This is a genomic window from Phytopseudomonas dryadis (assembly GCF_004327355.1).
GTDB classification, from domain to species: Bacteria; Pseudomonadota; Gammaproteobacteria; order Pseudomonadales; family Pseudomonadaceae; genus Aquipseudomonas; species Aquipseudomonas dryadis.
Genome location: NZ_QJUM01000026.1, coordinates 51,380 through 63,747, shown reverse-complemented (window position 1 = coordinate 63,747; position 12,368 = coordinate 51,380). Strand labels below are relative to the sequence as shown.

The window sequence follows — 12,368 nt, the reverse complement described above, 5'->3', positions numbered from 1 at the left end:
AGCCGGAGCCCTGATGGAACTCGTTTTCACCGCTGTAACAATCCTGGTGGTCGGTCTCGTCTGCTGGCTGTACAACGCCTATCGAGGCAATGCCGGCCTGGGCCGCAAACCCATGAGCGAATGGCTGGCGCGCTACACCACGGCGGCCCCGGTGGAGCAGCACGAAATGGCCGAGGCCCTGCTGCACCAGTCGATCCGCCTGGCGGCGCGCATGGGCGTGCAGGTCAGTGTGGAGGATCTGCTCCCGATCGGCGACGAACCCTGCAGCCTGATCGCCCGCTGGCAGGTTCATATGCACAGCGACATGAGCGCCACTCCCCTGCCCACCACACCGGCCAGAACCCTCGGTGCGCTGTTGCTGATCCGTCAGTTGCAACCGCAGCGCTACCGGGAGCTGACCAGCGGTTGACGGCCCGGCTCGCCCCCTCAACTGCCCAGCGTTCCAGCAGATGACTGGAGGCTGGCCGGCGTAACGCAACGGCACCCGATGCCGGATCGCCGTTGCCGGCAAGCGTTCAGAGGCTGCGCATGAGAATGATCGGCAAGACCGTGAACAGCACGGTCACCAGCACCAGAATCAGCGTCAGGTCCAGGTTGTACACACTCACGTCGTTCTCCAGGCGAGCGGACATTGCGCTCGCATCGGGGTTGGTCGACTCGGTATGGCCCCCAAGGCGGTTGCAGTCGGCGAACGCAAACAGGCCATGCCAGGGGCCGAGCTTGCCATCGTCCTCGGCCTTGCCGCAGGCCGGCGCGACACGCTGCCTGCCCCAAGTGTAGGAGGCTTGCGGCAAGTCGCCATCGCTATCGATCTGGCGCAGTGCCGAGGGTGTCCGTGCGCAACGAATCGCTGCCGCTCGCCCCGACAGGGGGAACTTATCGGCGCCCAGGCCTACAGAATTCTGTATCGGCCCTCTCCCGGCCGCGTCCTTAACGCATCCAGAGGAGAAACCTGGCATGGAACAGTGGAACATCTGGTTCGACCGCGATCTGTGGCTCGGCGTCGCCATCGTGCTGGTGGCCACCCTGGTCATCTACACCGCCCTGCGCACCATCGTCGGCATCCTGCACCGGCGCCTGAGCGCCTGGTCGAAAGGCCAGGACGGCAACTGGCCGCACTTTCTCGCCGTGGTCATCGGCCGCACCAGTCGTTTCCTGCTGATTGCCTTCTCCCTGCTGCTGGCCCTCAGGCTGGCGGATCTGCCGGCGAACTGGCAATCGGCCCTCAGCCACGGCTGGTTCGTCGCCCTGGCCCTGCAGATCGCCCTGTGGGTGGATACCGGCGTGCGCCTGTGGTCGCGCAGCCTGGTGGTCGGCAAGCACGGTGGTACGGGCTACAACCCGGTGATGACCACCATCATCAGCATCATGGTGCTGATCGTGGTCTGGTCGGTGATGCTGCTGTCGATCCTTGCCAACCTCGGCGTCGATATCACCGCGCTGGTCGCCAGCCTCGGGGTCGGCGGTATCGCCGTGGCCCTGGCGGTGCAGACGGTGCTCGGCGACGTGTTCGCCTCGCTGTCGATCGGGGTCGACAAACCGTTCGAGATCGGCGATTTCGTGGTCTTCGGCGAAGTGGCCGGCAATATCGAGCACATCGGCCTGAAGACCACGCGCATCCGCAGCCTCAGTGGCGAACAGGTGGTCTGTGCCAACGCCGACCTGCTGCGCCAGGTGGTGCACAACTACAAGCGCATGGACACCCGGCGCATCGTCTTCAAGTTCGGCATCAACTACGACACGCCGAGCGACAAGGTGCGCCAGGTGGCCGAGCGCGTGGGCGAGATCATCCGCGCCACGCCGAAGACCAAGTTCGACCGGGCGCACTTCCTCGGCTTCGACGAGAGCCAGCTGACCTTCGAGGTGGTGTATATCGTGCTCAGTTCGGATTACAACCAGTACATGGACATCCAGCAGGAGATCAACCTGCAGTTGCTCGATGCCCTGCGCGAACTGGACGTGCGCTTCGCCCTGCCGCGCCGCGACCTGCGCCTGGTCGGCGAACGCCTGCCGACCCTGAAAGTGGCCGGCTTGCCACCGCAGGCAGAGCCGGAGCCGAACGAGCAGGATCAGCGTTTACCGAGGTTCAGCTAGATTTGCAGAGCGCCTACTAGGTTTATAAAGCCAGCACGTTATTCATAAACTTGAATGGTTTCGAGCCAACTGCAGCGAACTGAGGAAGCAGGTGCTCTGCTCGCTGCTCGTAAAGGTGGCGATTAGCCCAGTCACGCAAGATCGTCTGGATGAAACGTCCGGGCTTACCAATGACAGCCGCGTCCTCGGGGAATCGCACGTCTAGGCTGCGCTGGTATCGCTCTGCCCTGGTCAGCGCGTGGCAGACACTGATACCGCGTTCAACCGGGTGCAGAACGCTGAAGGGGACCCGCAAATTTGTCGGTAGCTTAGTCGAAACCGTACCTCTAAAGGGTAACGCCATCGCTTTTTTCGTATTGACATTGTGGGTACGGATAAGCATATTGCCAAGCATGTCGAAAACTCGCATATCCTCTACTGAGAGCCCTGAACAGGCGGACGTGATGCTCGCCGAACGGTCTTCGGCTGCCGATACGAAAGGAAGCATCAACCTGCGGATCGAAACGAACACTCGTCAGCTCATCGACGCTGCAGCAGCGGTTCTGGGTAAGACGCGGACGGAGTTCATGGTCGAAAGCGCCCGGCGACAGGCAATAGAGGTACTACTCGAACAACGGCTGTTCATGCTGAATGCCGAATGTTACGACGCCTTCATGCATGCTCTCGATAATCCGCCTGCACCAGGACCGAAACTGAGGTCTCTGTTGCGCCGAGTGCCGGCATGGCAGAAGTAGGTGATGCATCGGAACGTCCCGACATTGGTCTTTCGGCTCCTGTTCCCCTAGCCGCTGAACATGATTCGTCAGGGTTCGACTGCGGCGAATCAGCGCTGAACGACTGGTTGCGTCACCGGGCCTTGAAAAACGAAAGCCGCTTCTCACGGACCTATGTCGTCTGCCAGGGAAATCGGATAGTGGCCTATTTCTGCATCTCAGCCGGCGCGGTCGAGCGCGGGGTCGCTCCCGGTAGAGTTCGACGCAATGCGCCCGATACGATTCCGGTTTCGGTGATCGGGCGTCTCGCCGTTGATCGCGATTATGCCGGGAAGGGTCTCGGTGCTGACATTCTCTCGGATGCGCTGCGCCGGATCGCGATCGCTTCCCAAAGTATCGGCATTGGCGCCGTGCTGGTCCATGCAAAGGACGATGCGGCCAAGCACTTTTATCTTCGTTGCGCCGAGTTCATAGAATACCCGGAAGACAGCCGCACGCTGTTTCTACCCATTGAGACAGTGATCGCAGCATTCAGCTAGTGGCGGAGGGTCTGCGGTGGGCGAAGCCAAGCGGAAAAAGCAAGAGCGGTCGGCTTGGCCAGACGCCGACAATTTCAGGGGCACGATAGACCTCCATGTCCTCCCCCCCGTTGCTGCGATCAACGGTGCACGTATCCGCGAACTGACCGGCGAGACCGTCATTAAAGAATCGGCACAAGTGGTTCTGCAAACGTTCAAGGCCGTAGTTGAATCACGGACTTTCCATGTTGGCTTCTGTCTTGGCGACGGGGAATCGTTCAGCGCAGTTGGTATCGCCGTCATCGAGCGGCTGGCTATGGAAATGCCGGAAGCCGTGCTTCATGTTGTGCCGATCGCTCACGAGGACATTGCGTGGGACATCGTGACAAGGCATTTGCGCTGCTTCACGGGCCAAGTGCTGCTGTTCGCGTTTCCGAATTCGGATGTGTATGACGCCGGCACTGCGCAAATCTCATATTCGAAACATATTCGGCAGTTCAATCCTCAAGGTCAGCAGATCTCTCGACTGACCGATGCGCAACGTCGTCGAATATTGGAGCAAAAAGCGGCAATTCTGGATCATCCGCCACCCCCTAAGTTTTACGCTGCGCAAGGGGAGACGCAGGAAGATTGTCCTTGGATATTTCGGATCACGACACCAGCCGGAAAGGCCATCCGAACGGCAGTTTGGAATGGCAGGCGCGACTATGCCCACGAATTCCCTGCTGACATCGTGCAATGGGTGGGCGGCGACAAGATCGCCATCGTCCAGGTCGATAGTCCGGTCGGAGTAAACCGCCGCTCGTCACTTGATCTCACCCATCGGCTTGCGAAGGATTTCGATGGGGTGATCCATTGGGCGCGTGACACCGAAACGTTCCAGTCGATCCTCAGGTCGTTCATCCGTCTCGATCTGGATTCGGTCAGCCCACCTGAACTTCCCGAAGGCTGGGCGCCGGACATCAAGATTCTGACGGTAGGCGGCGCAGCCAATGGAGAAAATGATGAAGAAGGCTGATGGCAAACGCGTTATCCGTCATTCATGCCGCCACCGGTGCGAGGCATGCGGTTTCTCGAAGACGCCATCCGATCGCTCGACGTCAAACGGGCCCGCTTATGACTGTTCATTTGAGGTTCCTAGAACCGGGTTGGATTGGTAGCCCCTTTTGATCCCCGGATGAACAGATCAAAGCTAGCGGCACCCACTGATTCGATTGCAACTGACCCGGTCGCGCTCGCCCTGGGAACTGGAAAAGCGGCTGACCACGTTCCAGCCGATGCGCCGGCTGGAACCCACCCACAGCTCGCCGCTGCTGCTGATGCCGGTAAATAGCTGCAGGCGACCATAAGTGGTACTGGTCTGTGCCCAGGTCTGCCCACTGATGGCATCGAAGCCGCGCATCAGCGTGTCGTTGCCACGCTGCACGATGCCGTAGTGATTGCCGAATCGATCCGTGCAATTGAGCACGCTGGCGCTGCGCACGCACTGCATGGCATCGCCGGGCAGCATGAACGCAGCCTGGGCAGGCAGCGTCCAGAGGCAGGCGAGCAGAACACCTGGAACCAGCTTGAGACAGATCGACACGGGCAGCTCCTGGGCAGGTCGATGGGCGTTCATGCTAGCGCATCAGAGCCGCCCGCTCAGCGGATACTCCACGGACAGGCGCACCTGATCGACATCGCCCTCGGCCTGGGCGGCATTGCCGCGGTGCAGGCTGTGGCGCAGCAGCACCGTCAGATCCTTGGCCGCACCGGACTGCACCACGTAGCGCAGGTTGAGGTCGCGCTCCCAGTGCCTGCCGCCCTTGCCGTAGCCCAGCCAGGCGTAACTGCCCGTGGGGTCGACATCGCTGCCGTCGATGCCGCTGCCGCGGATGTAGGCGGCGCTGGCGCTCAGCCCCGGCACGCCGACCGCGGCCAGATCGTAGTCGTAGCGCAATTGCCAGGAGGTTTCGTTAGGCGCGTTGAAGTCCGACAGCTGCACCGCGTTGCCCAGCCAGATCGCGCCACGGGTGACGTAGTCGAACGGTGTGTCGCCAGCGACCTTCTGATAGCCCAGGCCGACCTTGTGGTAGCCCTGGGCATAGCTGAGCAGCAGGCTGCCGGTGGTGTTGGACACCCTACCGGCCAGCGCCTTGCCGGTGTCGCTGCTGCGGTACAGATGCAGATCGACACTGATGGCCTTGTCCTCGGCCAGGGCATGGCTGTAGCTGCTGCCCAGGTAGTGCGTGCGCCAGCTGTCTTCCAGTTCGCCGCTGTAGAGGCTGACGGACAGCCCCGGCACACCGCTGTAGCTGCCACCGACGAAGCTGAAGGCATTGCCCAGGCGCATGGACGGATCGGCGTAGTTGATCACCAGCGGATTGTTGTTGCTGCGCGAGTTGCGATCCGCCGAACCGGTGAAATGCCCGCCGACCAGGGTCAGGTCGTCGAACTCGCGACTGTCGACGAACCAGCCGGTGTGGGTCTCGGGCAGCAGGCGGCTGTCGGACGAAGAGAAAATCGGCGTTTTCACCCGCTGCTCGCCGTAACGCAGCCAGGTCGACGACAGCCGCGCCTTGAGCGCCGCGCCGCCACGGGCGGCGCCGTCCTGGTCGTAGCCCTCGTTGTCCACCGGCAGGTGGCGCAGCTTGCCGGCGCGGCCGCCGCCACCGTCGAGTTTCTGCGACAGGTACAGGTGTCCGTCCAGGCCGAAGCCGAGGGTGCCCTGGGTAAAGCCCGACTTGAACTCGCCCATCAGCCCGTAGCCCCACTCCTCGGCGTAACCATTGCGCTCGGTCCGCGGCTTGTAGGCGTTGCGCGCACCGTTGCTGCGCCCGCCGTTACGGTAGTCGCGGTTCTCGTAGACGCTGCGGTTGAGCAGACTCCAGCTGGCATCCTCGATAAAGCCGGCGGAGTGCGACTGAGCGCTCTGCGGCGCAGCCAGCGCCAGCGGCGAAAGGCAGCATACCGTGGCGGCGATCAGGACGGGTTTCGGGTACGGCCGGTTCATGCTTGCTCCTTGTGTCGGGATAATCGTTCCATATGCCGGGACAGGCCCACTGCGGCGCCCATCCCGATGCAGGTCAGTGCCCACCACAGTAATTGCGGTGGCGCCTGCTCGGCCGCCAGCAGGCGACCGATCAATACGTTGCCGAGCAGCGCGGCCAGGCCGCCAACGCCGGCGAAGAAGCCGTAATAGGCCGCCAGTTGGCCAGGGCGCGCGTAATACGGTACATGGGCCGACAGCAGCGGCAGCACCAGCAGGCTGCCGAGGCTGAGCAACGCCGCCATCAGCAGGATCGCCCAGCGCGGGCTCAGCAGGCTGGCCATGGGCTCGGCCAGCAGGCCATAGCTGGCGGCCATCAGCGCCAGGCCCAGGGCCATGCCCTGCCCTTCGCTGAGCCAGCGCTGGCGCAACGCGCTGATCGGCATCTGCAGCAGCACGCCGACCAGTGCGCTGATGACGAACACCCGGGTGATCCACGCCTGACCACCACCATGGGCGTGGCTGTAGGCCGGCAGCGCCAGGTACAGCGGGTGGAACAGCAACGGATAGGCCGCCGCCAGCAAGGCGAAACGCAGGAAGCAGCGCTGCTGCAGCATGTCCAGGCACTGGCGCAGCATGGTCACCGGTCGCTCCCCGGAAACCAGTTCCTTGGGCGGAAGAAAGCGCCACTGCACCAGGGTCATCAGCAGGAACAGACCCGCCGCCACGCTGCCGGACAGCGCGAAGTCGATACCGATCAGCAGCAACCCCGCCAATGGCCCGAGCAACATGCCGGCGGTACTGGCCATGTTCTGCAGGGCGAAGGCCCGCTTGCGCTGCTGCGCGTCCTGGCACTCGTCGGCCAGGTAGGCCTGGGCGCAGGGCGTGAACAGCGCACCGGCGAAGCCGCTGACGCAGGCGGCCAGCAGCAGGATCACCAGACTTTCCGAGAAGCCGAGCACGGCGAAACCGACGCAGCGCACCAGGCAGCCGACCAGGATGGCGCGGCGGTAGCCGATGCGATCGCCCAGCAGTCCGCCGAACAGGAACAGACCCTGCTGGCTGAACACGCGGATGCCGAGCACCAGGCCAACGGCCCAGCCGGCCAGCCCCAGGGTGTCGCTGAGATGCCCGGCCAGGTAGGGCACCAGCATGTAGAAGCCGAAGTTGAAGGCCAGGCTGTTGAGCACCAGCACCCGTGCCGCGGGGGACAGGCTGGCGAAGGTGTTCAACACTCGGCTCATGGCTGTTGGCTGCTCATGACTGGCTCATCGAATTCAAGGTATCTGGGTCGCACGCTGGACGATCTGTTCGAAGCGCTGCCTGGCCCGCGCCGGCAGTTGCGCCGGAATCTGCGCCTCGCTGGCTGGCTGCGCGCCGACCTGGATCAGCATGACCATGCCCATGGCCAGGTGCGGAATGCACTGGATGCCATACAGGCCGGGCTCGCTGAAGCTCACCTCGAGTTCTTCGTCGATCCGGCCCTTGAACGGTTCGGCAGCGGCCGGCAGAAAACCGGGGATACTGGCGGCATTATGGGTCGAGTGAGTGGCGATGAACTTGACCTTGTCGCCCGGGGCTATGGCCAGGTAATCGGGCTCGTAGACCATGGCGCCGGTCGCGCCGCGGTTGAGCATCTTCACCTCATGGGTTTCGGCCAGGGCCGGAGCCGCGCCCAGCAAGACCAGCAGAACAGCGAACAACGAAGAAACAGGCATGCTCATGCACTCATGTCAGACAGGTTGGAAACGCAGTACCCGATCGCCGTCTTCGGGGTCGACCAGGTAGCGGGCGCGCACCCCGAAGGTGTCGCGCAGGCATTCAGTGGTAAGCACCTCGGCTGGCGTACCGAGCGCCACCAGACGCCCGTGCCGCATCACGCCGAGGCGGTCGCATTGCAGGGCCTGGTTGAGGTCGTGCAAGGCGATCAGGCTGGTCACCGGCAACGCCCGCACCAGGCTCAGGATCGCCAACTGGTGCTGGATATCCAGGTGATTGGTGGGCTCGTCGAGCAACAGGACCTGCGGCCGCTGAGCCAGCGCCCGGGCGATATGCACGCGCTGGCGCTCGCCCCCGGACAAGGTGCTCCAGGCGCGCTCCGCCATCTCGGCCATGTCCACATCGGCCAGGGCCTGGGCGACGATCCGCTCATCCTCGGCCGACCAGGGCTGCAAGGCCGACAGCCAGGGTGTGCGGCCCAGTTCCACGGCATCGCGCACGCTCACCGCATCGGCGGTATCGGCCTGCTGTTCGACGAAGGCCAGCTGCCGGGCGACTTCGCGGCGGCTCAGGCTCGCCAGCGGCCGGCCCTGCAGCCATAGCTGGCCGCTGCCGGGCACGCGGATGCCGGACAGCAGCTTGAGCAGGGTCGACTTGCCGGAACCATTGGGGCCGATCAGGCCAAGGGTTTCGCCCTGCTGCAAGCGCAGGTCGACGCCGTCGACGATGGCGCGCCCCTTCACCGACCAGCCCAGGTTCTCGCAGTGCAGAACGGTACTCATCGTGGCCGTCTCCCGCGCACCAGGATCAGCGCGAAGGCAGGCGCGCCGATCAGCGCGGTGACCACGCCGATGGGCAGCACCTGCCCCTTGATCGCGGTGCGCGAGAGCACGTCGGCGGCGATCAGGAACACTGCGCCGGTCAGGGCACTGACCGGCACCAGCCGACCATGGCGCACACCGACCAGCAGGCGCGCGGCATGGGGAATCACCAGGCCGACGAAGCCGATGGAGCCGACGATCGACACAATCACCGCGGTGACCAGCGCCGCGCTGGCGATCAACGTGGCCTGCACACGGCGCACCGGCACACCCAGGGAGGCCGCCGACTCGGCGCCGAAGGTGAAGGCATCCAAGGCCCGGGTATGCCAGATACATAGCAGCACGCCGGCCAGGGCCACCGGCACGGCCAGCGCCACGTCCTGCCAGTCGACCCCGCTGAGGTTGCCGAGCAGCCAGAACAGGATGCCGCGGGCCTGCTCGGCGCTGGCCGACTTGGTGATCAGCAGCGAGGTCATGGCATTGAACAGCTGCGAACCGGCGATGCCGGCGAGGATGATCTGCCCACTGCCGTTCAGCGCGCCGCCGCCAGCGGCACGGGCCAGCAGGGCGACCAGGCTGAAAGCCGCGATGGCGCCGATGAAGGCGCCCATGGACAGCGACAACATCCCTGCCCCGACGCCGAGCAGCGCCACCGAAACCGCGCCCGTGGAGGCGCCGGCGGAGATGCCGAGCAGGTAGGGGTCGGCCAGGGGATTGCGCAGCAGCGCCTGCAGCACCACGCCGGATACCGCCAGTCCGGCGCCGCAGCAGGCCGCTACCAGGGCGCGGGTCAGGCGGTAGTTCCAGACGATGCCTTCGTCGATCGGGTCCAGCACGAAGCCTGCGCCGAACAGCTTGTTGGCCAGCACCTGGAACACCACCGACAGCGGAATCGGCGTTTCGCCCAGCGCCACGCCGGCGATCAGCGCCACGGCCAGCAGCAACAGGCAGGCGAACGTATAAAGCAACAGGCGAGAGCCGCGCGCCATCATGTTCCAGGGCCCGCCATCCCTGCGAGCCGTCGCTGCGCGACGTTAGAAAGCACGTCCATCATTTTGTCAGATCGAACCCGTCAACGGCCTGGGCCAGGGTTTCGATGCCGGCGATCATGCGCAGCGACGCCTGCATGCCGTCGGCGTCGAGAATCACGATACGGCCGTTCTTCACCGCCTCCATGTGCCGGGCCACCGGGTCGTTGCGCAGGAACTCCAGTTTCTTCTCCACGTCGTCGGCCGGGAAGCGGCGGCGATCCATGCGCGCCAGCACCAGCACGCTCGGGTTGGCCTTGGCCAGGGTTTCCCAGCCCACGGTCGGCCATTCCTCGCTGGACTCGACCACGTTGCGCAGGCCCAGGGACTTCATCATGTAGTCGGCCACACCCTTCTGCCCGGCCACATAGGGGTCGAGATCCAGGTCGGCGCTGGAGAACCAGAAGGCGGCGGAGATTCCCCTGGCCTGGCGCTGTTCGGCACCGGCCACGGCCTCGTGCAGACGGGCCTGCAGGCCGCCGACCAGCTTCTCGCCCTCGGCCTGCACGTCGAAGATTTCGGCCAGTTGGCGGATGCCCTTGTACAGGCTGTCGATCTGGAACGGCTGCAAGCGGGTGCCATCGGCGCCGACCAGGTTGTCCTTGCCCTCGCAGTCGGACGGCAGGATGTAGGTGGGGATCTTCAACCCGTGGAACTGCTCGCGGGTACCGACCACGCCCTGCTCGCCGACCATCCACTCGAACTGCACGGCGACCAGGCCGGGGCGCTTGTTGATCACCGACTCGAAGCTCGGGTCGTTGTCGGCCAGGCGCTCGACCTTGGCGTTCTGCGCCTCGAACTCGGGCAGCACCTTGCTGAACCACAGCGAGGTGCCGACCAGGCGCTCGCCCAGGCCCAGGGCATAGAGGATCTCGCTGCCGGCCTGGCCGATGGTCACGGCACTCTTCGGCGCAGCGGCGAAGCTCAGCTCGTGGCCGCAGTTGTCGAGGCTCAGCGGGTATTGAGTGGAACCGGCAGCCAGGGCCAGCGGCGCGCAACCAAGGGCGGCGGCGAAAAAGGCGAAACGAGACACGAGCATGCGGGGGTGATCTCCAAATCAACAGATACGCATAGGCGGCGTAGTGCAGGCAGAAGAACACATCGCATCGCCCGGCCATGGCCGAGCGCGTTCCGTCCAAACGGAACCGGTCGTCGTCGATGCCCCCTCCCGGACACCCCGCCGGCTGGTTCGATTGCAGCGCCCGACCACCGCGGCACGGCAGCTGATCAGACCTATGCCGGCAGGTCTCCTGACTGGTACGTCGACGCACTGCTGCGGCCTTCCCGGAATCGCTTCCAGTGACACGAATGCAGCCATGCTCAGCACCTACAGTTGCGGGGGCAGTTCCGTTTCGCCACATGAGGTGGCGTCGGATTCCCTATTGATTCCTCGCGGAAACCGGCGGCGGCATCTTAAACGATCGAGTCGCGTCACGGCAGCGCTGTTTGCCGCGGGTTGTTGCTGTCTTTCCCGGTTGCACGGGAAAAATAGCGGGCGGCAGACGGATGGCGTAGTGAAACTCCTTGTCGCCATTATTGTTATAATATAACAATAATGCAACGCGCTTATCGCGCCCGGATCGACCGCTGGACAAGCCACCGTCCGGGATAAGGCGGAAGCGGCCTTCGGCCTTCGATCAAAAACGCTTGAGGCTGGAAAGCTGGACGAAAGAGCCTATGCGGTCTGCTTCTCGTTCAGCCTCCAGCCTGTAGGATGGGTGAAACCCATCAATCGCCGATGGGTTTCACCCATCCTACGAGAGTCTGCTATCGCCTTGTAGCAGGCACTGAAGATTCCGCTTGAAATGAGAACCAAAATCAATAAACTGATAAATGTTATTTTATAACATATTGATTGGAGTTCCCATGAAACCCGGCATCCACCCCGATTACCGTCCCGTGCTGTTCCACGATGTCTCCGCTGACGCCTACTGGCTGATCGGCTCCACGGTGAGCACCGACAAGACCCGCGAGCACAGCGATGGCAACACCTACCCCTACGTCGCCCTGGATGTGTCCAGCGTCTCGCACCCGATCTACACCGGCCAGCAGCGCCAGACCAAGAGCGAAGGCCGCGTGGCCGGCTTCAACAAGCGCTTCGCCGGATTCGCAGGAGCCCGCTCATGAAAGTCGTCGCCTCGCTGAAACAGGCCAAGCTGCGCCATCGCGACTGCCAGATCGTCAAGCGCCGCGGGCGTATCTACGTGATCTGCAAGACCGAACCGCGTTTCAAGTGCGTACAGGGGCGGCCCAAACCGCAGCGCAAGAACAAGGGATAAGTGAGCTTGAATCAGCAACTCTGGCGCGAAGCGATCGCTTCGGGACGCGGTTATTAGCTCACCTGCAGGAGCTGCGGGGCGCCTAGCCTTGCGGGCGATGCGACAGTGGCCTTACCGCATAATTGCGTCGGCCGCACGATTCGCCGCGGGGGGGCGGCTCCTACAATACCGAGGTGCCTGCGAGATGGCGTCCGACATCAATCGCGTAGGAGCGTCGCCCCCGGCGCG

The 12,368-nt window shown here is 63.9% G+C and carries 16 protein-coding genes and 1 riboswitch; of the genes, 7 read left to right on the top strand and 9 right to left on the bottom strand.

What is annotated here, in order from left to right; genetic code table 11:
• Nucleotides 1–13 precede the first annotated feature (13 nt).
• Nucleotides 14–409 carry a hypothetical protein gene (locus tag DNK34_RS19865; protein WP_131176842.1) on the top strand — a complete coding sequence of 132 codons (396 nt, stop codon included), beginning with the start codon at nucleotides 14–16 and terminating at the stop codon, nucleotides 407–409.
• A gap of 106 nt (nucleotides 410–515) precedes the next feature.
• Here DNK34_RS19865 and DNK34_RS19860 read toward each other — a convergent pair whose 3' ends face one another.
• Nucleotides 516–794 (bottom strand): hypothetical protein, encoded by a 279-nt coding sequence (locus DNK34_RS19860; RefSeq protein WP_131176843.1) that lies wholly within the window; start codon nucleotides 792–794, stop codon nucleotides 516–518.
• 163 nt (nucleotides 795–957) lie between these two features.
• On the opposite strand from DNK34_RS19860, the gene DNK34_RS19855 reads away from it, so the two are divergent.
• The gene (locus DNK34_RS19855; protein ID WP_131176844.1) at nucleotides 958–2,094 is read left to right on the top strand and encodes a mechanosensitive ion channel family protein; all 1,137 of its coding nucleotides are present in this window, start codon (nucleotides 958–960) and stop codon (nucleotides 2,092–2,094) included.
• Nucleotides 2,095–2,116: 22 nt separating this feature from the next.
• Here the strand turns inward: DNK34_RS19855 and DNK34_RS25470 are convergent, their stop codons facing one another.
• The gene (locus DNK34_RS25470) at nucleotides 2,117–2,503 is read right to left on the bottom strand and encodes a hypothetical protein (protein WP_165496968.1); all 387 of its coding nucleotides are present in this window, start codon (nucleotides 2,501–2,503) and stop codon (nucleotides 2,117–2,119) included.
• A gap of 34 nt (nucleotides 2,504–2,537) precedes the next feature.
• Between DNK34_RS25470 and DNK34_RS19850 the strand changes: the two genes are divergently transcribed.
• The 3 genes from DNK34_RS19850 to DNK34_RS19840 are packed head-to-tail and all read left to right on the top strand — an operon-like array spanning nucleotide 2,538 to nucleotide 4,343.
• The gene (locus tag DNK34_RS19850; RefSeq protein ID WP_207390839.1) at nucleotides 2,538–2,828 is read left to right on the top strand and encodes a type II toxin-antitoxin system TacA family antitoxin; all 291 of its coding nucleotides are present in this window, start codon (nucleotides 2,538–2,540) and stop codon (nucleotides 2,826–2,828) included.
• The gene (locus DNK34_RS19845) at nucleotides 2,816–3,346 is read left to right on the top strand and encodes a GNAT family N-acetyltransferase (protein WP_131176846.1); all 531 of its coding nucleotides are present in this window, start codon (nucleotides 2,816–2,818) and stop codon (nucleotides 3,344–3,346) included. The genes DNK34_RS19850 and DNK34_RS19845 overlap by 13 nt, the downstream gene beginning before the upstream one ends.
• Before the next feature lie 16 nt (nucleotides 3,347–3,362).
• The gene (locus DNK34_RS19840; RefSeq protein WP_131176847.1) at nucleotides 3,363–4,343 is read left to right on the top strand and encodes a hypothetical protein; all 981 of its coding nucleotides are present in this window, start codon (nucleotides 3,363–3,365) and stop codon (nucleotides 4,341–4,343) included.
• Between the two features lie 174 nt (nucleotides 4,344–4,517).
• Here DNK34_RS19840 and DNK34_RS19835 read toward each other — a convergent pair whose 3' ends face one another.
• The 7 genes from DNK34_RS19835 to DNK34_RS19805 are packed head-to-tail and all read right to left on the bottom strand — an operon-like array spanning nucleotide 4,518 to nucleotide 10,900.
• Nucleotides 4,518–4,910, bottom strand: coding sequence for a hypothetical protein (locus DNK34_RS19835; protein WP_411269324.1), 393 nt, complete (start codon nucleotides 4,908–4,910; stop codon nucleotides 4,518–4,520).
• Between the two features lie 42 nt (nucleotides 4,911–4,952).
• Nucleotides 4,953–6,317: an OprD family porin gene (locus DNK34_RS19830; RefSeq protein ID WP_131176848.1), complete on the bottom strand. Its 1,365-nt coding sequence runs from the start codon at nucleotides 6,315–6,317 to the stop codon at nucleotides 4,953–4,955.
• On the bottom strand, nucleotides 6,314–7,537 hold the full coding sequence (locus tag DNK34_RS19825) for an MFS transporter (RefSeq protein ID WP_131176849.1): 1,224 nt from the start codon (nucleotides 7,535–7,537) through the stop codon (nucleotides 6,314–6,316). The genes DNK34_RS19830 and DNK34_RS19825 overlap by 4 nt, the downstream gene beginning before the upstream one ends.
• A gap of 33 nt (nucleotides 7,538–7,570) precedes the next feature.
• Nucleotides 7,571–8,011 (bottom strand): pseudoazurin, encoded by a 441-nt coding sequence (locus DNK34_RS19820; protein ID WP_131176850.1) that lies wholly within the window; start codon nucleotides 8,009–8,011, stop codon nucleotides 7,571–7,573.
• Nucleotides 8,012–8,026: 15 nt separating this feature from the next.
• Nucleotides 8,027–8,794: an ABC transporter ATP-binding protein gene (locus DNK34_RS19815; protein WP_131176851.1), complete on the bottom strand. Its 768-nt coding sequence runs from the start codon at nucleotides 8,792–8,794 to the stop codon at nucleotides 8,027–8,029.
• The gene (locus DNK34_RS19810; protein WP_131176852.1) at nucleotides 8,791–9,825 is read right to left on the bottom strand and encodes a FecCD family ABC transporter permease; all 1,035 of its coding nucleotides are present in this window, start codon (nucleotides 9,823–9,825) and stop codon (nucleotides 8,791–8,793) included. Before DNK34_RS19810 ends, DNK34_RS19815 begins: the two co-directional genes overlap by 4 nt.
• A gap of 58 nt (nucleotides 9,826–9,883) precedes the next feature.
• Nucleotides 9,884–10,900: an ABC transporter substrate-binding protein gene (locus DNK34_RS19805; protein ID WP_131176853.1), complete on the bottom strand. Its 1,017-nt coding sequence runs from the start codon at nucleotides 10,898–10,900 to the stop codon at nucleotides 9,884–9,886.
• Between the two features lie 184 nt (nucleotides 10,901–11,084).
• Nucleotides 11,085–11,280, bottom strand: a riboswitch (cobalamin riboswitch).
• 447 nt (nucleotides 11,281–11,727) lie between these two features.
• On the opposite strand from DNK34_RS19805, the gene DNK34_RS19800 reads away from it, so the two are divergent.
• A complete protein-coding gene (locus tag DNK34_RS19800) occupies nucleotides 11,728–11,988 on the top strand; it encodes a type B 50S ribosomal protein L31 (protein ID WP_131176854.1) in 261 nt (86 codons plus the stop codon).
• Nucleotides 11,985–12,140, top strand: a complete 156-nt coding sequence (ykgO, locus tag DNK34_RS19795) for a type B 50S ribosomal protein L36 (RefSeq protein ID WP_042552546.1) — start codon at nucleotides 11,985–11,987, stop codon at nucleotides 12,138–12,140. The genes DNK34_RS19800 and ykgO overlap by 4 nt, the downstream gene beginning before the upstream one ends.
• The last annotated feature ends 228 nt before the right edge of the window (nucleotides 12,141–12,368 follow it).